Raw genomic sequence first — 23,296 nt, 5'->3', positions numbered from 1 at the left:
ATGCTCGAAACAGGAAGGCGCGCTAGCCGAGCCAGCGCGCCAGGTGGTTGGCGACGAAGTCGTCGTCGTGCAGATGGGGGTACGCGTCGTGCACGCGCGTCAGCTCGTCGGCCTGGCCTTGGCTCAGGCCTTCGTTCGTGTCCAGGCACCAGATGCCTTCGAGCAGGCCTTGGCGGCGCAGCACCTCGTGGCAACCGGCGATGCAGCCGTGGAAGTCGTGGGCGACGTCGAACAAGGCGGCGTTGCAGTCGGTAATCTGCGCGTCGAGAGCCAACAGCTCTGACGGTGCCTCGCCCTTCGAAATGGCCTGGTGGATGTGCGCCAGCAGCTCGACGGCGCGGCGCGTGCCCACGCTCCAGTGGCCCAGCAGGCCGCCGCGGATGCGCATCGTGACCGGCCGTCCATCGCGCATCAGCGTGAAGGGCGCCAGCAAGTCCAGCACGATGTGGTCGTCGTTGCCGGTGTAGAGCGTGATCCGGTTCTCGGCGCCGGCCTCGATGACGCCACGCACCACGTCGAGCGTGCGGTAGCGGTTGAAGGGTGCCATCTTGATCGCGACCACGTTGTCGATCGCGGCGAAGCGGCGCCAGAAGCTGGCCGGAAGATGCAGGCCGCCAACGGCCGGCTGCAGGTAGAAGCCGACCAGCGGCATGACCTCGGCCACGGCGCGGCAGTGCGCGATGAGCGCGTCTTCGTCGGCACCCTTGAGCGCGGCCAGGCTCAGCAGGCCGGCGTGGTAACCCAGCGAGAGGGCCGTTTCGGCCTCGGCCGTGGCCTGCGCGGTCGGGCCGGCGAGGCCCGCGATCATGAAGAGCGGGCGCCGGCCATCGAGCGGCTCCCAATGCAGCGCCTCTTGCATCGCGAGTTCGAGCACGGACTTGTATAGGCCCTTCTCGCGGATCGCGAACTGCGTCGAGTGCACGCCCACCGCCAGGCCGCCTGCGCCTGCGTCGAGGTAGTAGCGGCTCATCGCGCGCTGGCGGCGTTCGTCGAGCCTGCGGTTCGCGTCCAGCGCCAGCAGGTGCGCCGGGATCGCGGTGCCGCGCTTCAGCAGTGCGAGCGAGGCGGGCGGGATCTGGGCGTGGTGCATGGCGGGGTTGTGGGTCGGATCAGTAGCGGCCGTCTCGCGCCTCGAAATGCGTGGGCTTGTTCAGGCTGGCCTTGCCGCGGCCGACCCAGTCGGCGGTCCAGTCGAGCATGCGGCGCAGCTCGATCTGCTGCGGGCCGAACAGTGCGAATGCACGCGAGCAGTCGATGAGCCAGGCGGTGTCGGCGGGGCGGCCGGTGAAGACCGGCGCCACGCCCAAGCGCTCGGCCAGGCCTTCGGCGGCCTCGCGGATCGAGATGGCAGGGCCGCTCAAGTTGAGCGGCGAGGTCGGCGTATCGCAGTGCGCGAGCGCGCGCAGTGTCCAGTCGTTGGCTTCGCCCTGCCAGATGATGTTGGCGTGGCCCATGGCCAAGTCGATGGGCTCGCGCGCGACGAGCTTTTGCGCCAGGTCGTGCAGCACGCCGTAACGCATGTCGATGGCATAGGACAGCCGGATCAGCCGCCCCGGCGTGCCGTGCAGATGCGAGAAATGCTCGAAGAGCCGCTCGCGCGCGACGCAGGAGTTCGCGTATTCGCCCGGCGGCGGCGTGGGCGGCACCTCTTCGCGCGCGCCCGGCCCGCGCACGTCGGCGAAGGGGTACACGCAGGCGGTCGAGAAGGCCACGATGCGCGACCCGCGGTATCGCTCGGCCACCAGCGCCGGCACGTGGCCGTTCATCGCCCAGGTCAGCCATTCGCTGCCGGCCGAGCCGAACTTGCGCCCGGCCATGAAAACGACGTTGGGCGCATCCGGCAGCGCCGCCAGCGCGTCGCGCGACAGCAGGTCGGCTTCGATGCAGTCGATGCCCTGGGCTTCGAGCCGTTCGCGCAGCCCTTGCTCGGAGAAGCGCGCCACGCCGATCACGCGGCGCCCGGGGCCCGCCCGCTTCGCCATGCGGGCGAGCGACGGACCCATCTTGCCGCCGACGCCCAGCACGAGGATGTCGCCGTCGACTTGCCCGAGCGTCTGCGCAAGCGCGTCGGATGGGCGGGACAGCAGTTCTTCGAGCTGTTCGAGGTCGTCGATGCGGTCGGGCAATGGCATGTGCGATTCCCCGTGTCGTGGTTCAGGCCTCGACGCCGTGCAGCGCCAGCAGCGTCTTCATCCGCGCCACCGCGAGCTCCGGCTGCTCGAGCAGGTTGGCCTGGTCGGCCAGCCGGAACAGTTCGGCCAAGTGCGGCAGCGAGCGCGTGCTCTGCTGGCCGCCCACCATCGTGAAGTGCTTCTGGTGGCCATTGAGCCAGGCCATGAACACCACGCCGGTTTTGTAGAAGCGCGTGGGCGCCGCGAAGATGTGGCGCGACAGCGGGACGGTCGGGCCGAGGATGGCATGGAACTTCTCCGTGTTGCCCTGCGCGAGTTCGCCCAGGGCTGCGCTCGCGGCTGGCGCGATCGCGTCGAAGATGCCCAGAAGCGCGTCGCTTTGGCCGTGCGTGATCTCGTCGCCGAAGCCGTCGCCGGCGATCAGCTCCGCGTAGTTGAAGTCGTCGCCCGTGTACATGCGCACGCCCTGTGGCAGGCGGCGGCGCATCGCGATCTCCTTGTCCTTGTCGAGCAGCGAGATCTTGATGCCGTCGACCTTGTGCGGGTGGGCGGCGATGATGCCCAGCGCCGTGTCCATGGCGGCATCGACGTTCTTCGTGCCCCAGTAGCCGGCCAGCGCGGGGTCGAACATGTCGCCGAGCCAGTGCAGCACCACCGGCTGCTTCGCCTGGCGCAGGATGCGGTCGTACACGCGCTCGTAGTCGGCCGGGCCTTTTGCAACATGCGCCAGCGCGCGGCTGGCCATCACGATCAGCTTGCCGCCCAGCGCCTCGATGGCTTCCATCTGCGCTTCATAGGCGCGGATCACGTCATCGACGCTCTTCACGTCGACCAGGCTCAGGTGGTCGGTGCCGCAACCCGATGCGACGAAGGCGCCAGGCACGTCTTTCGCGGCGTCGAGCGAGCGGCGGATCAGCTCGAGGGAGGTCGGCCAGTCCAGGCCCATGCCGCGCTGGGCAGTGTCCATGGCCTCGGCCACGCCCAGGCCCAGCGACCACAGGTGGCGCCGGTAGGCGATGGTGGCGTCCCAATCGACGGCGCATTGCAGCCAGGGGTCGATGGCCGCCAGCGGGTCGGCGACCACGTGCGCGGCCGAGTAGGCGATGCGATCGAATTTCACGCCTGCAGGTGGCTTGACCGGGGTCGTGCCGCGCAGCGTGTAGGGCGCGAGGCCGCCGCCGGTGGCGGAGGGAAGCGTCAGGGTCAGGGCCATGGCAGTGCCCGCCTCAGACCTTGAGCGCCGGCACGTCGATCCAGCGACGTTCCTTCCAGCTCGCCAGCGCGGCTTCGACCAACTGCACGCCCTTGGCGCCTTCGGGCAGCGTCCACTTGTACGGCGCGTCTTCCACCACGTGGCGGATGAAGTGCTCCCACTGCAGCTTGAAGCCGTTGTCGTAGACCTGCGAGTCGGGGATCTCCTGCCACTGGTCGAAGAAGTTCATCGTCTGCTTCTCGTCGGGGTTCCACACCGGGCGCGGCGTGGCGACGCGCGATTGCGCGCGGCAGGACGACAGCCCGGCCACCGCGGAGCCATCGGTGCCGTCGACGTGGAAGGTCACCAGGTCGTCGCGGCGCACGCGGGTCACCCAGCTCATGTTGAGCTGCGCGATCACCGGTTCGCCGTTGTGGCCCGTCAGTTCGCAGGTGGCGTAGGCGGCGTCGTCGGCCGTGGCCTCGTAGGGCTTGCCGGCTTCGTCCCAGCGCGTCGGGATGTGGGTGGCGCCCAGGCAGGACACCGACTTCACCTCGCCGAACAGGTTGTCCAGCACATAGCGCCAGTGGCACATCATGTCGAGGATCATCCCGCCGCCGTCTTCCTGGCGGTAGTTCCACGATGGCCGCTGGATCGGCTGCAGGTCGCCTTCGAACACCCAGTAGCCGAACTCCAGGCGCACGCTGAGCATGCGGCCGAAGAAGCCGGCGCGGCGCAGCATGTCGAGTTTGCGCAGGCCGGGCAGGAAGAGCTTGTCCTGCACGGCGCCGTGCTTGAGGCCGCGGGTCCTCTCGGCTTCTTGCGCGAGGCGCGCGATTTCCACGGCCTCGTTGAGGTTGGTCGCGATGGGCTTCTCGCAGTAGACGTGCTTGCCCGCGCGGATGGCCTTGGCCAGCAGGGTGGGGCGCATCTGCGTGGTGCCGGCGTCGAAGAAGACGGTGTCGTCCGGGTTGGAAAGCGCTTCGTCGAGATCGGTGCCCCAGCGATCGATGCCGTGGGCCTTGGCCAGCGCTTCGATCTTCTCGGCGTTGCGGCCGATCAGGATCGGGTCGGGCATGACCCGATCGCCGTTGGAAAGGGTGACGCCGCCCTGCGCGCGGATGGCGCAGATGGAGCGGATGAGGTGCTGGTTCATGCCCATGCGTCCGGTGACGCCGTGCATGATGAGTCCGAGTCGTTGGGTGGCCATGTCAGGTGATCGATGAACAGGGGTTGCGGGTCATTGCGGCGTGAGGCCGGCGGCTTTCACCAGCTTGGCGTTGCTGGTGATTTCTTCCTTGATGTAGGCGTCAAACTGCTCGGGCTTGAGCGTCCAGGCATCGGCGCCCAGCTTGAGGAAGCGCTCTTTCACCTCGGGGCTGGCGAGCGCCTTCGCCACCTCGTCGTGCAGGCGGTTGACGATGTCGCGCGGCGTCTTGGCCGGCGCCATCATCCCGATCCAGAAGTTGAACTCGGAGCCGGGGACGCCGGCCTCGGCGGTGGTGGGCACGTCCGGCAGTGCGGCCGCGCGCTTGGGCGAGCCCACGGCCAGGGCCAGCAGCTGGCCGTCCTTGATCTGGCCGATGACCGGTGCGATGGGCGAGAAGTAGTAGTCGACGCGGCCCGAAAGCACCTCGGTCACGGCCTCGGCCGAGCCCTTGAAGGGGATGTTGGTCGCGTCGATGTTGGCGGCCATCTTGAACTTCTCGGCGTTCAGGTGCGTGGCACTGCCTTGGCCGGCGGAGGCGAAGTTGACGGTGCCGGGCTTGGCCTTGGCGGTGGCGACCAGGTCCTTGAGCGTCTTGATGTTCTTCGATGGCGAGATCACCAGCGCGTTGGGCAGGGACGAGATCGGCGTGATGCCGGCGAAGTCGCCGACCGTGTCGAAGGGCAGCTTGGCGAAGGTCGAGGGGCTGACCGTGTGCGACGACGAGTGGATCATGATCGTGTAGCCGTCCGGCGCGGCCGTAGCCACGGCTTGCTGGCCGATGGTGCCGCTGGCGCCGCCGCGGTTGTCGATGACCAGCGTCTGGCCCATGCTCGTGCCCATCTTGTCGGCGATGGCGCGGGCAATGATGTCGGTGGTGCTGCCCGCGGCGAAAGGCACGATCACGCGGATCGGCTTGTTCGGATAGCCGTTCTGTGCGCTCGCACCCAGCGCGGTGCAGAGGGCCATGGCGGCGATGAGGGCGTGGCGGCGGGTGGTGCGTGGCACGTGAGTGTCTCCTGAGGGTGAGCTTCGATCGCGAATGCAGAACCGGATGCAGCCGGCCAAATGTCGGCCAGCAATTCACCATTAAGTGAATTATCGATTCTAGGAATGCGCTCGCTGGCCCGTCAACGGGCCGGCCTTAGGAGATACCCGTATCAGTGGAGCACGTAGCCGAGCACTAGGTCGGTCATGTGCGACAGGCGCTGCGCCATGGCCTTCGGGGCGCGCAGGTTGCGGCCGAAGATGGCCGACAGCGTGTCGTTGTTCGACAGGTAGAAGTAGCAGAGCGCGGCGATCGAGATGTAGAGCTGCACCGGATCGATGCCGGCGCGGAACAGCTTGTCGCGCCGGCCGCGCTCGAGCACGCCGTCGAGCAACTGGACCAGCGGCGAGTTCATGTCCTGGATGCGTTCGGAGCGCTTGAGATGCGCCGCGCGGTGCAGGTTCTCGCTGTTCAGGAGCGTAATGAACTCAGGATGGTCGAGGTAGTAGTGCCAGGTGAAGGAGACCAGCCGGCGGATGGCTTCGACCGGCTCGACCTCGTCCAGGTGCAATTGCTGCTCGGCATCGCGGATGTCGGCGTAGGTGCGCTCCAGGACGGCGAGGAACAAGTCGTCCTTGCTGCCGAAGTAGTAGTAGATCAGGCGTTTGTTGAGCCCTGCGCGCTCGGCGATGCTGTCCATGCGCGCGCCGGCGAGGCCGCGTTGCGCGAATTCGTCGCGGGCCGAATCGAGGATCGCGAGCTGTGAGCGGTCGGCATCGCGCGAGCGCGGTTCCGCGACCTCTGGGGGTGGGGCTTTCATGGGGCGGAATTTAACCAGTTGGAGAATTAACGCAAGCGATCGTGGGGCTGCGGCGGGTTGCCGCTCACGATACTCCGCCGCGACGGGCAAGAAAAAAGCCGGCTTGCGCCGGCTTTTTGAGGAAAGCGCCAGAGGCGCCGTCGGGTCACTTGACGTGCTTGCCGATGAGCGAGGCCAATTCGAACATCGACACTTGCGGCTTGCCGAAGATTTCCTTCAGCTTGGCGTCGGCGTTGATGTTGCGCTTGTTGGCCTTGTCTTGAAGATTGTTCTTCTTGATGTAGTCCCACAGCTTGCTCACGACGGCGGTGCGCGGCAGAGGCGTCGAACCCACGACGGCGGCGAGCGCCGGGCTGGGGGTCAGGGCCTTCATGAACGCAGCGTTGGGCGTGCGCTTCTTGGCGGGGGCCTTCTTTGCAGCAGCCTTCTTGGCCGGCGCAGCAGCCTTCTTTGCCGGAGCAGCAGCCTTCTTCGCAGGAGCAGCCTTCTTGGCCGGAGCAGCGGCCTTCTTTGCGGGAGCAGCCTTCTTTGCCGGCGCTTTCTTGGCCGGAGCCTTCTTTGCAGTTGCCATGGTTGATTTCCTTTTTTGGATTGGACACTCTTCACCAATGAAAAACGCTGTCTCCACTGGCATTGCGGATGCTAAAGGAGAAAAAACGCGTTTCCAAGGGAAAAAGGCGATTTTTCATTGGGAGCTGTTGTTTTTTCAGAGGGGAGAAGAGGTGTTTTTCCCTCTGGAGTGGCCTCGAAGCGCTTCAGCTGCGCCGCGAAGGCCAGGTCGCGAGCACCACGCCGAGGAGCGCGAGGGCGAATGCACCGACCTGCAGAGACGACAGACTCTCGCCCAGCACGAGCACGCCGACCAGCGCTGCACTCACTGGCAGCATCACGGTGAACACGCCGGCCTGCGAGGCCGGCACGCCCTTCAGGCCCGTCATCCAAAGCCACACGGTCCAGATGCTCGCGGCCAGCGCATAGACCACCAGCAGGCCCCAGAGGCCAGGCGAGACCGAAGCGAAATCGAAATGCAGCGCGAACCACAGGCCCAGTGGTGTCGACAGCGCGAAGCCCCACAGGTTGATGAGCGCGGAGATGCGCTTGGGGCTCAGCTTGCCGGTAAGCGATTTGCCGATCACGGCGTATGCCGCCTCGCAGAGCACGGCGCAGAACACCAGCAGGTTGCCGAGCCACGGCATCGCAGACGTTGCGCTGCCCGTCGGATGCGCAGCCGCCTGGCTCGGCGCAATGGCGAGCAGGCTGATGCCGCCCGCGGCGCAGGCGATCGCGAGCGCGGTGCGCCGCGTGATCGCTTCTCGCAGGAAGACCCGGCTGCCGATCGCGACCACGGCGGGGATCGAGGCCATGATCACGCCTGCCGACACGGCAGTCGTCATGCTCACGCCGAACAGCATGCAGATCGAGAACAGGAAGTTGCCGAGGAAGGACTCGAGGAAAACGAGGCCGCGCGTGCGCGCGTTCATCGCCGGCTCGTCGGGCGGACGCCGCAACCAATGCGGCATGGCCAGCGCCGCGATGCCGAAGCGCAGCCAGGCCAGCAGCAAGACCGGAAAGGCGATCACCAGCGGTTTGGAGAGTGCGACGTAGCTACCGACCAGAGACATGCTGAGCGCGAGGCAGCCGTAGGCAACGATGCGGCTGGGTGCAGGGCGGGCGGGGTTCAATAGACTGGGGTGGTTCCAAATCGAGGCGAGGATCATGCCCCAATCCATTCACAGCACCCGGCACGTGTTCGTGTACGGGACATTGCGCCGCGGAGGGCGCAATGACATTGCGCGCTTCGAACCGCCGCCGCTGTTCGTCGGCTATGCATCGGTGCACGGCACGCTTTACGACCTTGGCGGCTATCCGGGGGTGGTGCTCGACGGCAGCGGGCGGGTGGCGGGCGAGGTCTACGCGATCACGGAATCGCTGGAGGCCCAACTCGATCGATTGGAGGAGGTCGAGCCCGATGGCAACGGCGAGTACATCAGGCGCGAGGTGCGAGTGAGGGTGGGCAACGACGAGCTTGCGTGTTTGGTCTACGAGATCCACCCCTCGCGCATCGCCGGGAGACGCGTGATCGGCTCTGGCGACTGGTTCTCGTGCCAACAACGCGAGCCGTAAGCCGGCGACGCCATTCTTCGAAGCGTGCTGTTTTCATGAACTGAGTGAAGCATTGCGTATCGCGAAATCGAAGCATGCTGCGCCGCAGTATTTTTTCTTGATATGAGAAAGAGAATTTTGTATCGAGAAAACGGCGCGCTAAGTTATTGATTTTGTTGGCTCAAAAAAATGTCTTCTATAAGACATAAGACAAATGATCACGGCATACAGTAGGGCCCAAGGGCGCAGTGCCCCATTTCTCAATCAACCCTTGCACCTTGGAGTGAACATGCCACAGACCATCACAGAACAATTGAGCCGCGAACAGCAGATCGCCGCCCTCGAAAAGGAATGGGCAACCAATCCGCGCTGGAAGGGTATCAAGCGCGGCTACAGCGCCGCCGACGTCGTTCGCCTGCGCGGCTCGTTCCCGATCGAGCACACGCTCGCGCGCCGCGGCGCCGAGAAGCTGTGGGACTTGGTGAACAACGAGCCCTACGTCAATTGCCTCGGCGCGTTGACGGGTGGCCAGGCGATGCAGCAGGTGAAGGCAGGCGTGAAGGCGATCTACCTGTCCGGCTGGCAGGTTGCAGCCGACAACAACAGCTATGCCGCGATGTATCCCGATCAATCGCTCTACCCGGTGGATTCGGTGCCGACGGTGGTCGAGCGCATCAACAACACGTTCCGCCGTGCAGACGAGATCCAGTGGTCGAAGGGCACGAACCCGGGCGACAAGGGCTACGTCGACTACTTCGCGCCCATCGTGGCCGATGCCGAAGCCGGCTTTGGCGGCGTGCTCAACGGTTTCGAGTTGATGAAGGCCATGATCCGCGCCGGCGCAGGCGGCGTGCATTTCGAGGACCAACTCGCGTCCGTCAAGAAGTGTGGCCACATGGGTGGCAAGGTGCTCGTGCCGACCACCGAGGCAGTGCAGAAGCTGATTGCTGCGCGAATGGCGGCTGACGTTTGCGGTACCCCGACGCTGGTGATCGCCCGTACCGACGCCGAAGCAGCCGACTTGTTGACGAGCGACTACGACGAGAACGACAAGCCTTTTCTGACCGGCGAGCGCACCGCCGAAGGCTTCTACAAGACCAAGAAGGGCATCGACCAGGCGATTTCTCGCGCTGTTGCGTACGCTCACTACGCCGACCTCGTGTGGTGCGAGACCGGCACGCCGGACCTGGAGTTCGCGCGCAAGTTTGCCGAGGCCGTGCACAAGGTGCACCCGGGCAAGATGCTGGCCTACAACTGCTCGCCTTCCTTCAACTGGAAGAAAAACCTCGACGACGCGACCATTGCCAAGTTCCAGCGCGAACTTGGTGCCATGGGCTACAAGTACCAGTTCATCACGCTGGCCGGCATCCATTCGATGTGGTTCAACATGTTCGATCTGGCGCAGGACTACGTGCAGCGCGGCATGTCGGCCTATGTCGAGAAAGTGCAGGAGCCCGAGTTCGCGGCGCGCGACCGCGGCTACACCTTCGTGTCGCACCAGCAGGAAGTTGGCACCGGCTATTTCGATGAAGTCACTACCGTGATCCAGGGCGGCAAGTCGAGCGTGACTGCGCTCACCGGGTCGACCGAGGAAGAGCAATTCCACTGATTCCCCGCTGTCACTAAGCTTCATCCCCGCGTGAGCAATCCGCGGGGATTTTTTTCGGTCGTGCGGGTCCAAGAACGGTGTTTCCAGGCCGTGAAGACAACCGCTAGAATCGCGAGCTTCCGTCATCGCTGCAGCACGCAGCAGCAACAAGGGCGAGAAAGGCATCCTGGTTATGACACCGCGAACTACTCCGCAAGCATCGAGCGGCTTTTTCCCTGAAGGAAGAGGCTGGTAGGCCGCGCGCTGGAAGCTTCCAGCACCTAGCTCATCACCAAGCGCGGTCCACGGACCGCGTTTTGTTTTTCTCCGAGGTTTTCCATGATTCAGATCACGCTTCCCGACAACTCGCGCCGCGAGTTCCCAGGCCCGGTTTCGGTAGCCGATGTTGCCAAGTCCATCGGTCCCGGTCTCGCGAAGATGACGGTTGCCGGCAAGGTCGACGGTCGGCTGGTCGATGCGAGCGACCTGATCGAGCAGGACGCGAAACTGCAGATCATCACGCCCAAGGACGACGATGGCCTCGAGATCATTCGGCACTCGACGGCGCACTTGGTCGGCCATGCGGTCAAGCAGCTTTATCCCACGGCGAAGATGGTGATCGGACCGGTCATCGATGAGGGCTTCTACTACGACATCTCCTATGAGCGCCCGTTCACGCCCGAAGACATGCAGGCGATCGAGGCGCGCATGCGCGAGCTGATCGCGCAGGACTATGACGTCATCAAGAAGATGACGCCGCGCGATCAGGTCGTCGAGGTGTTCAAGTCGCGCGGTGAGGACTACAAGCTGCGGCTGGTCGAAGACATGCCCGACGAGAAGGCGATGGGCCTGTACTACCACCAGGAATACGTCGACATGTGCCGCGGCCCGCATGTGCCGAACACGCGCTTCCTCAAGGTCTTCAAGCTCACGAAACTGGCTGGTGCGTACTGGCGCGGCGACGCGCGCAACGAGCAGCTGCAGCGCATTTATGGCACGGCCTGGGCCGATAAGAAGCAGTTGGACGACTACGTTCGCCGCATCGAGGAAGCCGAGAAGCGGGACCATCGCAGGCTCGGCAAGGAACTGGACCTGTTCCACATCGACGAGGTCGCGCCCGGCGTGGTGTTCTGGCATCCCAAGGGCTGGGCCATCTGGCAGGCGGTCGAGCAGTACATGCGTCAGGTCTATCGCGACACGGGCTATCAAGAGGTCAAGGGGCCACAGATTCTCGACAAGAGCTTGTGGGAGAAGACGGGTCACTGGCAGAACTACCGCGAGAACATGTTCACGACGGAATCGGAGAAGCGTGACTACGCGCTCAAGCCGATGAACTGTCCCGGCCACGTGTTGATCTTCAAAAGCGACTTGCGCAGCTATCGCGATCTGCCGATCCGCTACGGCGAGTTCGGGCAGTGCCATCGCAACGAGCCTTCTGGCGGCCTGCACGGAATCATGCGCGTGCGTGGATTCACGCAGGACGACGGTCACGTCTTTTGCACGGAGAACCACATCCTCGACGAGTGCGTGGCCTATACGGAACAGCTTCTGAAGGTCTACAGCGATTTCGGCTTCAAGGACATCCTCTACAAGGTCGCCACGCGCCCCGACAACCGCATCGGCTCGGATGAGCTCTGGGACAAAGCCGAGGGCGCGTTGATGGAAGCGCTTCGCCGCTCGGGCGTCGACTTCGTCATCTCGCCGGGCGAGGGTGCGTTCTACGGTCCGAAGATCGAATACACGCTACGCGACGCCATCGGACGGCAATGGCAGTGCGGCACGATGCAGGTCGACTTCAACATGGCCGAGCGCCTGGGCGCCGAGTACGTGACGGAGTCCAGTGGCCGCGCGCACCCCGTGATGCTGCATCGGGCGATTGTCGGCAGCCTGGAGCGATTCATCGGCATGCTGATCGAACACCACGCTGGCGCATTGCCCGCGTGGCTGGCGCCTGTGCACGTCGCAGTGCTCAACATCAGCGAAGGCCAAGCCGACTACGCATCTCAAGTTGCGAAAACGCTGCAAAATCAAGGGCTTAGAGTTTCGCTCGACCTGCACAACGAGAAGATTACGTATAAAATACGGAAGCATTCGTTGCAAAAGCTTCCCTACATCCTCGTTGTAGGCGACAAGGAGAAGGAAGCAGGTGCCGTCGCAGTGCGCGCCCGAGGCAATGTTGACCTCGGTGTCATGTCGGTAGAGGCGTTCTCGCAAAAGGTCGCCCACGACATCCAACACAAGCTTTGAATTTCATCCGATTCAAAGGCTGATTTCGACGATCAAGCTGCTTGTGAGCGTGGATTCGACGGTGTTCGCTACAGTTTCTGTAGCAGATTTGATTGAAGGATTCTGACCATCGCTACTGCATTTCGCGACCGCCGCCACCGCGAGGAACGCCAACACCGCCTGAACCGGGAAATCATGGCCCCGGAAGTCCGCCTGATCGGGCCCGAGAACGAGCAATTGGGCGTCGTGAGTCTTGCCGAGGCCTTGCGGCTGGCTGGCGAGCAGGACGTGGACCTGGTGGAAGTGGTCGCGGCGGCCAACCCGCCGGTCTGCCGTCTGATCGAGTACGGCAAGTTCAAGTACCACGAGCAGAAGAAGGCCGCCGAGGCGAAATCGAAGCAGAAGGTCATCGAGGTCAAGGAAGTCAAGTTCCGCCCCGGTACCGACGACGGCGACTACAACATCAAGATGCGCAATATCCGGCGCTTTCTCGATGACGGCGACAAATGCAAGATCACGCTGCGCTTCCGGGGGCGCGAGATCACGCACCAAGAGCTTGGACTGGCGCTTCTGCAGCGCATTCGCGACGAACTCGGCGATGCGATCGTGGTCGAGCAGTTTCCGAAGCTCGAGGGGCGGCAGATGATCATGATGATCGCGCCGGGCCGCAAGAAGGGCGGCACAGCCAAGCCGGCCACCGAGCCGACGGCGGCACCCGCTGCGGCTTGAGCCGCGGCAAGTAGCAGTAGCAGGGTTGAAGGATTTCGTCATTGCCAGCGTCTTCGGGCGCAGGCAGCGGCGGGATGAAGAAGTGTCTCGGGGCCTACAAGTCCGACGGAATCTTCCGCGGCGCCTCACGAGCACAAATTAAAGGAGCATTCATATGCCCAAAATGAAGACCAAGAGCAGCGCGAAAAAGCGTTTCCGCGTTCGTCCCGGTGGCACCGTCAAGCGCGGTCAAGCCTTCAAGCGTCACATCCTGACCAAGAAGACCACCAAGAACAAGCGTCACCTGCGTGGTGCAACGGCGGTGCATGAGACCAACATGGTTTCCATGGCCGCCATGTTGCCCGGCAGCGGCATTTAACTCGACGAACAAGGAGTACACACATGCCTCGCGTCAAACGTGGTGTAACGGCTCGCGCCCGCCACAAGAAGGTTCTCGCACTCGCCAAGGGTTTCCGCGGTCGTCGCGGCAACGTCTTCCGCATCGCCAAGCAGGCGGTGATGAAGGCGGGCCAATACGCCTACCGTGACCGTCGTACCAAGAAGCGCGTGTTCCGCCAACTGTGGATCGCTCGTATCAATGCCGCTTCGCGTGAATTGGGCCTGACCTACAGCCAGTTCGCCAACGGCATCCGCAAGGCTGGTATCGAGATCGACCGCAAGGTCCTGGCCGATATCGCCGTGCACGACAAAGCCGCTTTTGCCGGCATCGTGGAGCAGGTCAAGGCCAAGCTGGCCGCTTGATCCCGCAAGCAGGTTGCCGTTCTTCGGACGGCCGCCTGCGCCCACGGCACAAGGGCTGGCGCTTGAAAGGGCTCCAGCCCTTTTTTGTTCCCGGCGCCGGCCTTTTACTTTTTTGAGCTCAAGAATTCCATGAACGAGTTGGACTCCCTGGTCGATACCGCCCGTGCAGCCTTCGCCGAAGCCAAGGCGCCGGCCGATCTCGAGAATGCGAAGGCCCAGTTTCTTGGCAAGTCCGGGCGCATCACCGAATTGATGAAGGGTATGGCCGCTCTGGCTGTCGACGAGAAGAAGTCGCGCGGTGCCGCGATCAATGTGGCCAAGCAGGCCATCGAGGCCGCGCTGACCGAGCGCCGTCACCAGCTCGCCGATGAGGAATTGGCCGTGCAGCTCCGCGCCGAGGCACTCGACGTGACTTTGCCCGGCCGCCGGCGCGCAGGCGGCGGGCTCCACCCGGTCAGCCGCACGATGGAGCGCATCGAGGCCATCTTTTCGAGCATGGGCTTCGACGTCGCAGACGGCCCCGAAGTCGAGAGCGACTGGCACAGCTTCACCTCGCTCAACAACCCGCCGAACCATCCCGCTCGCTCGATGCAGGACACTTTCTACGTCGACATCAACGGCGAAGACGGCATTCCCTACAACCTGCGGCCGCACACGAGCCCGATGCAGGTGCGCTACGCGCAGCAGCACATCAAGAAGTACGCGGCCGAATTTGCAGCAGCTGCCGCCGACACCACCGGCACCGTAAAGGCCCCCGAGATCCGCGTGATCGCGCCCGGTCGTACCTATCGCGTCGACAGCGACGCGACGCATTCGCCGATGTTCCACCAATGCGAAGGCCTGTGGCTGGGCGAGAACGTCAGCTTCAAGGATTTGAAGGTCGTCTTCACCGACTTCTGCCGCACCTTCTTCGAAACCGACGACCTGGTGCTGCGCTTCCGGCCCAGCTTCTTCCCCTTCACCGAGCCGAGCGCCGAGATCGACATCCAGTTCCAGACCGGCCCGCTGGCCGGCCGTTGGCTCGAGGTATCCGGATCGGGCCAGGTGCACCCGCAGGTGGTGCGGAACATGGGCCTCGACCCCGAGCGCTACATCGGCTTCGCCTTCGGCATGGGACCGGACCGTCTCACCATGCTGCGCTACGGCGTGAACGACCTGCGCCTTTTCTTCGATGGCGACCTGCGCTTCCTGAGCCAATTTCAGTAAACAGACACACAGACAGACAGAGCGAGAACGCGAGATGCAATTCCCCGAGTCCTGGTTGCGCGAGTTCTGCAACCCGCCCATCGACAGCGAGGCGCTGGCCGAGACGCTCACCATGGGTGGGCTCGAGGTCGAGGAACGCCGCCCCGCCGCGCCTCCTTTCAGCGGCGTGGTGGTGGGCGAGATCAAGGAAGCAGCCCAGCATCCCAACGCCGACCGCCTGCGCGTTTGCCAGGTCGACGCGGGGCAGGGCACGCTGCTGAACATCGTGTGCGGTGCGCCCAATGCACGTGTCGGCATCAAGGTGCCGCTGGCGTTGGTCGGCGCCGAACTGCCACCGGGTGAAGACGGCAAGCCCTTCCAGATCAAGCTCGGCAAACTGCGCGGCGTCGAGAGCCAGGGCATGTTGTGCTCGGCGCGTGAACTGAAGCTGAGCGAAGACCACGGCGGCTTGCTCGAACTGTCCGCCGATGCGCCCGTGGGTGCCAACGTGCGCGACTTGCTGAAGCTCGACGACACCCTGCTGACCCTCAAGCTCACGCCGAATCTTGCGCATGGCCTGTCGGTCTACGGCATCGCTCGCGAGCTGGCCGCGTTGACGGGCGCGCCGCTGAAGACGCCGCCCATCCCGCCGGTGCCCGTGGCCGTCGACGACAAACTGCCGGTCAAGGTCGAGGCCCCGGACTTGTGCGGCCGCTTCTCCGGACGCATCGTGCGCGGCGTCGATACCAAGGCTTCCACTCCCGCCTGGATGGTCGAGCGCCTGGCGCGCTGCGGGCAGCGCAGCGTCTCTCCGCTGGTCGACATCTCGAACTATGTGATGTTCGAGTACGGGCAGCCCAGCCACATCTTCGATCTCGACAAGATCCACGGCGGCCTCGTCGTGCGCTGGGGCAAGGCGGGCGAGCACCTCAAGCTGCTCAACGGCAACACCGTCACGCTCGACGAAAAGGTCGGCGTGATCGCTGATGAACGCGGTGGCGTGGAGTCGCTCGCCGGCATCATGGGCGGCGACGCGACCGCGGTGTCCGACGACACCCGCAGCATCTACGTCGAGGCTGCCTTCTGGTGGCCGGAGGCGATACAGGGCCGCGCGCGCCGCTACAACTTCTCCACCGACGCGGGCCATCGCTTCGAGCGCGGTGTCGACCCGAGCCGCACGGTGCAGATCATCGACCGCATCACGCATCTGATCATCGAGATTTGCGGCGGCGAGCCCGGCCCGATGGACGACCAGACGCTGCGTCAGCCCGAAGCGCGGTCGGTCATGTTGCGCGTGGCGCGTGCTGCCCGCGTCATCGGCATGCCGCTGACCCAGGCCCAGTGCCGCGATGCACTGCGCCGCCTCGGTTTCCCGATCGAGGAAGGCGAGGGCACGCTGGTCGTCACGCCGCCGCCGCATCGCTTCGACCTGCTGATCGAGGAAGACCTCATCGAAGAAGTCGCGCGCCTCGTCGGCTACAACAACCTGCCGACGCTTCCGCCACTGGTGCCGATCACGGCCCGCGTGCGGCCCGAGGCGCAGCGCAGCAATTTCGCAGTGCGACACCGGCTTGCCGCGCTTGGCTACCAGGAAACGATCAACTTCAGCTTTGTCGAGGCGCACTGGGAAGAGCAACTCGCGGGCAACGCCAACCCCATCAAGCTCCTCAACCCGATCGCGAGCCAGATGAGCGTGATGCGGTCGTCGCTGGTCGGCTCGCTGCTCCAGGTGCTGAAGTTCAATCTCGACCGCCGCGCCGCGCGCGTTCGCGTGTTCGAAGTCGGACGTGTCTTCCTGCGCGACGACACGGTTGCCACCACCGACACCACTGTCAAGGGCGTGTACCAGCCGATGCGCGTGGCGGGCCTGGCCTTCGGCGACGCCGAAGCCGAGCGCTGGGACGGCAAGCCGCAACGCGCGGACTTCTTCGACATCAAGGGCGACGTCGAGGCCTTGCTGGCGCCGCGTGTGCCTACCTTCGAGGCCACCGAGCATCCGGCGCTGCATCCCGGACGCGCCGCGCGCGTGCTGCTCGACGGCCGGCCGGTGGGTGTGATCGGTGAGCTTCATCCGCGCTGGCGCCAGCAGTGGGAGTTCGCGCAGGCGCCCGTGCTCTTCGAACTCGAACTCGATGCCGTCACCGCACGGCCCGTGCCGGCGGGGCGGGCCGTGCCCAAGCACCAGGCCGTGGAGCGCGACATCGCGGTGGTCGTGGCGGAAGCCATCACGCACGATGCGCTGATGCGCACCATCCGCGCCGCGGCCGACCCGGCGCTGCTGCGCGACGCCATGCTGTTCGACATCTACCGGCCCCCCGCCGGGCGTGATGCGCCGGCCGGTTCCGGTGGCTTGGCGCGCGGCGAGAAGAGCATGGCCGTGCGGCTGCGTTTCAACAGCGATGCCGCCACGCTCACCGACGAACAGGTCGAAGCGGCCGTGGCTGCCATCCTCGAACAATTGAGCGCCCGGCTCGGCGCGCACCTGCGGGTATGAAGATCATGGATTTCACGCTCGAAGCACTGGAGACGCCGGCACTGACCAAGGCGCACCTGGCCGATCTGCTGTTCGAACAGATCGGCCTCAACAAGCGCGAATCCAAGGACATGGTCGAGGCCTTCTTCGATTTGGTCGCCGGTAGCCTGATCGAGGGCACCGACGTCAAGATATCGGGCTTCGGCAATTTCCAGATACGTATCAAGGCGCCGCGCCCCGGGCGCAATCCGCGTACCGGCGAGGCCATTCCGATCGGCGAACGCCGCGTCGCGACCTTCCATGCCAGCGCCAAGCTCAAGGAGCAGATCCAGGGCAGCGCCGGCGAAGACGGTTCGGAAGAGGTCGAGTGGAGTCTCGGGTCCGAATAAATCTTGGGTTGCCGCCCAGCGTGGAGTAACCTCTCAGGTTTCCCTCGCACCGTCTTGATTTCAATGGAGAAAACACTCCTGCCGCCCATTCCCGTCAAACGCTACTTCACGATCGGTGAGGTGGCCGAACTGTGCGGGGTCAAGCCGCACGTGCTGCGCTACTGGGAGCAGGAATTCACGCAGTTGCGTCCGATGAAGCGGCGCGGCAATCGGCGCTATTACCAGCATCACGAAGTGCTGATGATCCGGCGCATCCGCGATCTGCTTTACGACCAAGGCTTCACCATCAGCGGCGCACGCAACAAGCTGCAGGAAATGGTTCAGTTCGAGCGCGAGCGGCGCAAGGCCGGAGAAGTGCCGCTCGAAGGCATGGAAGCGGTAGAGATCGACCGCGAAGAGTTCGAGGCCGCCCTTCAGGAAGACATGGAGACGCATGAGCACGACGACGAAAGCGCGGGCGGCCCTGGCCTCGACGTGTCTCAACTGCTGCGCCTGCGGCGCGAGCTCCATGAAATTCGCGAACTGCTCGGTCCGAATCACTGAAAACCCCGGGCTATAATCGCGAGCTTCGGTGTGTGGCGCAGCCTGGTAGCGCACTTGCATGGGGTGCAAGGGGTCGAAGGTTCGAATCCTTTCACACCGACCAATCACCGCCGGCACCATCCGGCAAAGTCAAAGGCCCTCGAGCAGCGATGTTCGAGGGCCTTTTTTATTTCGCCATCCGCCGCTCGTCGGGCTCGTACCGTGCTGTGTGCTCCTGTATTGCGCACGATGCCGCCATGCCGCGGCCCTTCGACGCTTCAGCCCGTCCGCCTGTGCATCGCCACCAGCGCCGCGCCTGCCATCAATGTCAGCACACCGCCCAGCCCCAACGCGGTGGCAGACAACCCGAAGAGCCCGGTGCTCACCCCTGCCACGATCGGTGGCACGCTGAAAGCAAGGTAGCTCAGCACATAGAAGCCGGCCATCAGCGCGCCGCGTTCCTGCGGTTCGGCCAGTGACACCAGGCTGCGCAGCGAACCGCTGAAGGCCGAGCCGAAGCCCAGGCCGGCGATCGCTGCACCGATGAAGAAGGCTGCGGTGGATTGCAGCAGGATGCCGGTGAGGCTGATGCCCAGGCCCAGCGTCAACGCAGTGGCGCCTGTCACGAGCGCCCGGCGCGGCGGCCACTGTCGCACCGCGAAGATGGCAGCTGCGCTGCTCAGCACCATGGCCGTGATCAAGACGCCTCCCACCAGTGGCGCATCGTTGCCAGTGACGATCCTCGCCAGCGTCGGCCCGAGCGACAGGTAGAAGCCACCCAGCGCCCACTGTGCCGTGTTGACCGGCAACACCTGCCACAGCATGGGTCGGGCCCGCGCCGGAATCGCGATGCGCGGACGCAGCGAGGCCCAGGAGCCGGGCCGGCGCTCGACCGTCTCGGGCAGGTACAACGCCGCGATCATCTGGAAGGCGAACACGACCATCAGCACGTCGAACACCAGCTGCGTGGGCGCAGGCGCGAACTGCACGAGCATGCTGGTGCCGAAGGCGCCAGCCGCCATGCCGACCATCGGTGCGACGCCATTGACCAGCGGCCCGCGCTCGCGATGCAGATCGAGCAGGCCCGCGCTGAGCGCGCCGGTCGCGATGCCGGTGGCGATGCCTTGCAGGATGCGCGCCGACAGCAGCCAGGCCACCGAGTCCGCACGCCAGAAGAGCAGTGTGGCCGCGAACTCCAGCGCCAGCGCGCCCAGGATTACCTCGCGCCGGCCGCGATGGTCGGAGAGCCTGCCGAAAACCAGCAGCGCGCCCAGCAGCGCGAAGGCGTAGCTCGAGAACACCACCGTCAACGTCAGCGCGGAGAAGCCCCAGGCGTCGCGGTACAGCGCGTACAGCGGCGAGGGTGCCGTCGATGCGGCCAAAAAGCTCACCAGGAGCGAGGCCTTGAGCCAGAGCGCCTGGCCATGGCCCCAACGCGCCTGCGGCCATCCGGCGGTCAGGGGTGGTGAAACGGTGGGAACGGATTGCATGGTGATCCTTCGATTTGCGCTAAGGCAAAGAAATTGCGTTTGCGGATTGTGAGCCTTATCCATCGTTAACGCAAATGCTTTGCTTTAGAATGCAGTGTCATGAGCTCACAACCCGTTCCTCGCCCCGGTGGACGCAGCGCCCGCGTCCAGGCCGCGGTGCATCTGGCAACCCGGCAGCTGCTCGACGAAGTGGACCGTGGCGCGATCACCGTGCCGTTGATCGCGACGCGCGCCGGCGTCACGCCCTCGACCATCTACCGCCGCTGGGGTGATTTGTCGGAGCTTCTGGCCGACGTCGCCGTCGAACGGCTGAGGCCGGACAGCGAGCCGCCCGACACGGGCACGGTGCAAGGCGACCTGCTCGCATGGGCCGACCAGTTCCGCGACGAGATGACGTCGGAGGTCGGCCGCTCGATGGTGCGGGATGTCGTGGCGGCGCGAGACCTGGAGACGACAGGCGAACCATGCGCCTGCGCGCAGTTCGCGAAGGGCCAGCTCGGCGCCATCGTCGAGCGCGGCAAGGCCCGCGGGCAGCAGGTGCCGAAGGTCGATGCGCTCATGGATCGCGTCGTCGCGCCGATCGTCTACCGCATGGTGTTCGGCCTTCCGCCGGCCACGCCGGCCGACGTTCGCGCATCGGTCAAGGCGTGCGTGAAGGATGCCGCGCCGCGGCAGGTCCTTCGCAAATAGGCGGGTTCAGCGCAACGCCAGGCGCGCGAGCCAGCCGAACGCACCAAGGCCGAGCAGGCCGATCCAGGCCGTCAGCGAGAGGTCGGGCATGCCGGCGGCATTGTCCCCGTCGAGATTCGCGGTGGCGGCGGCCCGCATCGCGTCGGCGCGATCCGCAAAAGGACTGAGGGCGGCGCCGCCGGCGGTGGCGGCCGCCGCCTCGATGGCCGGCTGCGGCAGCTGCACCGCGTCGGCCGCCTGCAGCGCGCTCACCGCCCGCGGAGACCCCGGCAGCCCGCCTTCGGCACGCACCGGGCCGACCAGCGCCACCGCCAGCAGCGCGGCCGCCGCCGTGCCGATCAATCGTTGTTGCGTTCGCATCGCCGCGCGTTCACCAGGCAGCTCGCATAGTCGGGATCGTTCTTGAGCAGGAACATCGCGCGCGCCGCCACGGCGGTGTCGGCGAAGTCGCTGAACAACCCGTCGACACCGGCCTCGTAGAAGGCCAGGTATTCGTTGATCGGGTTGCCTTCGAAAGTGCCGGTCAGCCGCTTCTGCTCGCTGCGGAAGGTGTAGGGATGCACCAGTAGACCGAGCCGGTGCGCGTTGGCGATCACCTTGGTCGGCGGCAGCAGCACGCGGTCGCGTTCGTCGATCACCTTGTCGCCGTTCCCGTCCGCGCAGGCGCCGTTCTGGATGGTCTTGCAGGCGCTCGGGATCAGGTAGGGCTTCCATGGCCCGATGCCGTCGGCATAGCCCTTGACCTCTTGCAGCCCGCGCGGCGTGAGCAGGTCGGCGAACAGGCCCTCGCGTCCCGACACAACCCAGTCGTAGGGCTTGTCGTAAGGCTTGGTGAAGTCGAGCGTGCCGTCGGGCTTCACGTCGTTGGCGTCCACCAACTGGATCAGGCGCACGCTGGTGCGGGTGCGAAGGTAGCGCAGGTTCGCCGTCTCGAACGACTGGATGAACACCGGCGCATTGCGGTGGTTCCAGCCTGCCGCGCTGAGCACGTTCAGCAGCCGGTCCTCCAGCGGCAGGCCGATCTGCTGGTGATACGTCGGATGCTTGGTTTCGGGATAGATGCCGATGCGGCGACCTTCCTCGCGTGACTTGCGCTTGGCCAGCTCGATCACCTCCTGCAGCGTCGGGATCTGGAACTTGCCGTTGAAGGACTGGTCGCGCTCGGGGAAGGACTGCACGGCGCGCAGCTGCTTGATCTCGGCCAGCGTGAAGTCGCTCGCGAAAAAGCCGTCGGTGGGCACGCCGTCGAGCATCACCGTGCGACGCCGACTGGCGAATTTCTCGATGCTCTTGACGTTGGTCGTGTCGATCAGGTTGGGCTCGTGGCGCGCGATCAGGTGGCCGTCTTTCGTAGCCACCAGGTCCGGCTCGATGTAGTCGGCGCCGAGCATGGCGCCCATGGCATAAGCTTCCAGCGTGTGCTCGGGTAGGTAGCCGTTGGCGCCGCCGCGGTGGCCGATGACGAGCGGGGCGTTGTCGGCCCGGCGGCGATCGCCGCGGTCATCGTGCGCCGCCGCGGGTGCGGCGGCGGCCATCAGCAGGCCGGCGGCGAGCAGGGCGGTGCAGAGCTTTCGGGTCGAACGCATGAAGGTCTCCTCGGTGGTTGGTGGGGTGCGACAGTAAGCGGCCCGCATGACAGCGGAGTGAACAAGTGTTTCAGCCGCCCCTAAGATGCGGAGCCACACCCGAACGGAGCCGCATGGATCGCTGGACCGAAATCGAATTGTTCGTGCAGATCGCGGAGCTCGGCAGCTTGTCGCGAGCCGCCGAGGCGGTGGGCCTCTCCAATGCTGCAGCCAGCCGGCACCTCGCCTCGCTGGAGGCGCGGCTGGCAGCGCAGCTGGTGCAGCGCAACACGCGGCACCTGGCACTCACCGAGATGGGCGAGCAGTACCACGTCCGCTGCAAGACCATCCTGGCGGAGCTTCGCGAAGCCGATGCCGCAGTGCATGCAACGGCCGCGCAGCCGATCGGCACGCTGCGCGTGAGTGCCTCGCTGTCCTTCGCGGTGCAGCACATCGCGCCCCTGCTGCGCGACTACACCGCGCGCTATCCGCAGGTCACCGTGCACGTGGAAACCTCCAACCGCTATCTCGACCTGATCGACAACAACATCGATGTGGCGATCCGCACGCGCGAGTACGAAAGCGACTCCGGCATCACCATCCGCAGCCTGGCCGAAACCCGCCGAATCCTGGCGGCCTCGCCCGGCTATCTGGACCGGCGCGGCACGCCGCGCACGGTGGACGAGCTGGCTGCGCACGACCTGCTGATCTACACCTATGCCAACAACCCCGACGCGCTGAGCTTCCGCCGCGGCGACGAGGAGCGCACGCTCAAGGTCAAGGGCCTGCTTGAATCCAACGACGGGCAGGTGCTGCGGGCGGCCGCGCTCGACGGGCTGGGCATCCTGGTGCAGCCCAAGTACATCCTTCACGAAGACATCGTGGCCGGCCGCCTGGTGCCCGTGCTCGACGACTGGGACCTGCCGCGGCTGCGCATCAACATCGCCTTCCAAAGCCGTCGCCACATGTCGGCGAAGGTACGCACCTTCATCGATTTTCTGGTCGCGCACTTCGAGCGCATGGACTACGAGCGCAAGTGGACGCGCTGAGCGAGCGGACGGCTCAACGAGGCGGTGCGCCCTCGAACGCCCGCTGCAGCATCGCGCGTATCGCATCGCGCTCGGCTGGGCCGAAGGGCCGCGGGTTCCAGTAAGGGTTGGCCACCGCGATCTCGGCAGCGCGGTCCAGCTCGGCTTCCTTCATGCCGATGTCCTTCAGCGCGGTGGGTGCGCCGTTGTCGCGGGCCAGTGCCTGCA

23 protein-coding genes, 1 tRNA gene and 1 pseudogene are annotated in these 23,296 nt (G+C 65.3%); 13 read left to right on the top strand and 12 right to left on the bottom strand.

What is annotated here, in order from left to right; genetic code table 11:
- Positions 1-22: 22 nt before the first annotated feature.
- The 8 genes from B0W80_RS08635 to B0W80_RS08600 form a co-directional block, all read right to left on the bottom strand.
- Positions 23-1,090 carry a dihydrodipicolinate synthase family protein gene (locus tag B0W80_RS08635; RefSeq protein ID WP_076998717.1) on the bottom strand — a complete coding sequence of 356 codons (1,068 nt, stop codon included), beginning with the start codon at positions 1,088-1,090 and terminating at the stop codon, positions 23-25.
- Between the two features lie 19 nt (positions 1,091-1,109).
- Positions 1,110-2,132: an NAD(P)-dependent oxidoreductase gene (locus B0W80_RS08630; RefSeq protein ID WP_076998716.1), complete on the bottom strand. Its 1,023-nt coding sequence runs from the start codon at positions 2,130-2,132 to the stop codon at positions 1,110-1,112.
- A gap of 22 nt (positions 2,133-2,154) precedes the next feature.
- Entirely contained in the window at positions 2,155-3,345 is a 1,191-nt protein-coding gene (locus B0W80_RS08625; protein WP_076998715.1) for a dihydrodipicolinate synthase family protein, read from the bottom strand.
- A gap of 13 nt (positions 3,346-3,358) precedes the next feature.
- Complete coding sequence (locus B0W80_RS08620) at positions 3,359-4,534, bottom strand: Gfo/Idh/MocA family protein (protein ID WP_076998714.1); 1,176 nt, start codon at positions 4,532-4,534, stop codon at positions 3,359-3,361.
- 30 nt (positions 4,535-4,564) lie between these two features.
- Positions 4,565-5,500, bottom strand: a complete 936-nt coding sequence (locus B0W80_RS08615; protein ID WP_076998801.1) for a tripartite tricarboxylate transporter substrate binding protein — start codon at positions 5,498-5,500, stop codon at positions 4,565-4,567.
- Positions 5,501-5,691: 191 nt separating this feature from the next.
- Entirely contained in the window at positions 5,692-6,339 is a 648-nt protein-coding gene (locus tag B0W80_RS08610; protein ID WP_076998713.1) for a TetR/AcrR family transcriptional regulator, read from the bottom strand.
- A gap of 145 nt (positions 6,340-6,484) precedes the next feature.
- Positions 6,485-6,910 (bottom strand): SWIB/MDM2 domain-containing protein, encoded by a 426-nt coding sequence (locus tag B0W80_RS08605; RefSeq protein ID WP_076998712.1) that lies wholly within the window; start codon positions 6,908-6,910, stop codon positions 6,485-6,487.
- 184 nt (positions 6,911-7,094) lie between these two features.
- Positions 7,095-8,057 carry a DMT family transporter gene (locus tag B0W80_RS08600; RefSeq protein ID WP_179106861.1) on the bottom strand — a complete coding sequence of 321 codons (963 nt, stop codon included), beginning with the start codon at positions 8,055-8,057 and terminating at the stop codon, positions 7,095-7,097.
- On the opposite strand from B0W80_RS08600, the gene B0W80_RS08595 reads away from it, so the two are divergent.
- The 11 genes from B0W80_RS08595 to B0W80_RS08545 all read left to right on the top strand — a co-directional run bounded on the left by B0W80_RS08595 (position 8,056) and on the right by B0W80_RS08545 (position 18,419).
- Complete coding sequence (locus B0W80_RS08595) at positions 8,056-8,463, top strand: gamma-glutamylcyclotransferase (protein ID WP_076998710.1); 408 nt, start codon at positions 8,056-8,058, stop codon at positions 8,461-8,463. The two genes, B0W80_RS08600 and B0W80_RS08595, sit on opposite strands and share 2 nt — an antisense overlap.
- Before the next feature lie 268 nt (positions 8,464-8,731).
- Entirely contained in the window at positions 8,732-10,051 is a 1,320-nt protein-coding gene (gene aceA / locus B0W80_RS08590) for an isocitrate lyase (RefSeq protein ID WP_076998709.1), read from the top strand.
- Positions 10,052-10,369: 318 nt separating this feature from the next.
- Entirely contained in the window at positions 10,370-12,277 is a 1,908-nt protein-coding gene (gene thrS / locus B0W80_RS08585; RefSeq protein ID WP_076998708.1) for a threonine--tRNA ligase, read from the top strand.
- A 99-nt stretch (positions 12,278-12,376) separates the two neighbouring features.
- Positions 12,377-12,985, top strand: coding sequence for a translation initiation factor IF-3 (gene infC, locus B0W80_RS08580; protein ID WP_076998707.1), 609 nt, complete (start codon positions 12,377-12,379; stop codon positions 12,983-12,985).
- A gap of 154 nt (positions 12,986-13,139) precedes the next feature.
- Entirely contained in the window at positions 13,140-13,343 is a 204-nt protein-coding gene (gene rpmI / locus B0W80_RS08575) for a 50S ribosomal protein L35 (protein ID WP_028253491.1), read from the top strand.
- Between the two features lie 23 nt (positions 13,344-13,366).
- Entirely contained in the window at positions 13,367-13,726 is a 360-nt protein-coding gene (gene rplT / locus B0W80_RS08570) for a 50S ribosomal protein L20 (RefSeq protein WP_028253492.1), read from the top strand.
- Between the two features lie 129 nt (positions 13,727-13,855).
- On the top strand, positions 13,856-14,932 hold the full coding sequence (gene pheS / locus B0W80_RS08565) for a phenylalanine--tRNA ligase subunit alpha (RefSeq protein WP_076998800.1): 1,077 nt from the start codon (positions 13,856-13,858) through the stop codon (positions 14,930-14,932).
- Positions 14,933-14,966: 34 nt separating this feature from the next.
- Positions 14,967-17,405 carry a phenylalanine--tRNA ligase subunit beta gene (gene pheT / locus B0W80_RS08560; RefSeq protein WP_076998706.1) on the top strand — a complete coding sequence of 813 codons (2,439 nt, stop codon included), beginning with the start codon at positions 14,967-14,969 and terminating at the stop codon, positions 17,403-17,405.
- Positions 17,402-17,773, top strand: coding sequence for an integration host factor subunit alpha (locus B0W80_RS08555; RefSeq protein ID WP_076998705.1), 372 nt, complete (start codon positions 17,402-17,404; stop codon positions 17,771-17,773). Before pheT ends, B0W80_RS08555 begins: the two co-directional genes overlap by 4 nt.
- Positions 17,774-17,836: 63 nt before the next feature.
- On the top strand, positions 17,837-18,316 hold the full coding sequence (locus B0W80_RS08550) for a MerR family transcriptional regulator (RefSeq protein ID WP_076998704.1): 480 nt from the start codon (positions 17,837-17,839) through the stop codon (positions 18,314-18,316).
- A 26-nt stretch (positions 18,317-18,342) separates the two neighbouring features.
- Positions 18,343-18,419 (top strand) — tRNA-Pro (locus B0W80_RS08545).
- Positions 18,420-18,573: 154 nt separating this feature from the next.
- On the opposite strand, the gene B0W80_RS08540 is transcribed toward B0W80_RS08545, so the two are convergent.
- Positions 18,574-19,785, bottom strand: coding sequence for an MFS transporter (locus tag B0W80_RS08540; RefSeq protein WP_076998703.1), 1,212 nt, complete (start codon positions 19,783-19,785; stop codon positions 18,574-18,576).
- 99 nt (positions 19,786-19,884) lie between these two features.
- Between B0W80_RS08540 and B0W80_RS08535 the strand changes: the two genes are divergently transcribed.
- A complete protein-coding gene (locus B0W80_RS08535; protein ID WP_076998702.1) occupies positions 19,885-20,475 on the top strand; it encodes a TetR/AcrR family transcriptional regulator in 591 nt (196 codons plus the stop codon).
- 6 nt (positions 20,476-20,481) lie between these two features.
- Here the strand turns inward: B0W80_RS08535 and B0W80_RS34795 are convergent, their stop codons facing one another.
- The gene (locus B0W80_RS34795; protein WP_143684534.1) at positions 20,482-20,835 is read right to left on the bottom strand and encodes a hypothetical protein; all 354 of its coding nucleotides are present in this window, start codon (positions 20,833-20,835) and stop codon (positions 20,482-20,484) included.
- Positions 20,814-22,061, bottom strand: coding sequence for a glycerophosphodiester phosphodiesterase (locus tag B0W80_RS08525; protein ID WP_076998700.1), 1,248 nt, complete (start codon positions 22,059-22,061; stop codon positions 20,814-20,816). Before B0W80_RS08525 ends, B0W80_RS34795 begins: the two co-directional genes overlap by 22 nt.
- Positions 22,062-22,174: 113 nt before the next feature.
- Between B0W80_RS08525 and B0W80_RS08520 the strand changes: the two genes are divergently transcribed.
- Positions 22,175-23,089, top strand: a complete 915-nt coding sequence (locus B0W80_RS08520) for a LysR family transcriptional regulator (RefSeq protein WP_076998699.1) — start codon at positions 22,175-22,177, stop codon at positions 23,087-23,089.
- 13 nt (positions 23,090-23,102) lie between these two features.
- Here the strand turns inward: B0W80_RS08520 and B0W80_RS08515 are convergent.
- Positions 23,103-23,296: pseudogene (locus B0W80_RS08515) on the bottom strand (maleylacetate reductase); the annotation flags it as partial.

This window comes from Variovorax sp. KK3 (genome assembly GCF_001984055.1).
Classification (GTDB): domain Bacteria; phylum Pseudomonadota; class Gammaproteobacteria; order Burkholderiales; family Burkholderiaceae_C; genus Variovorax.
The sequence above is the reverse complement of the archived record's forward strand: the minus strand, read 5'-3'. Positions and strand labels throughout refer to the sequence as shown.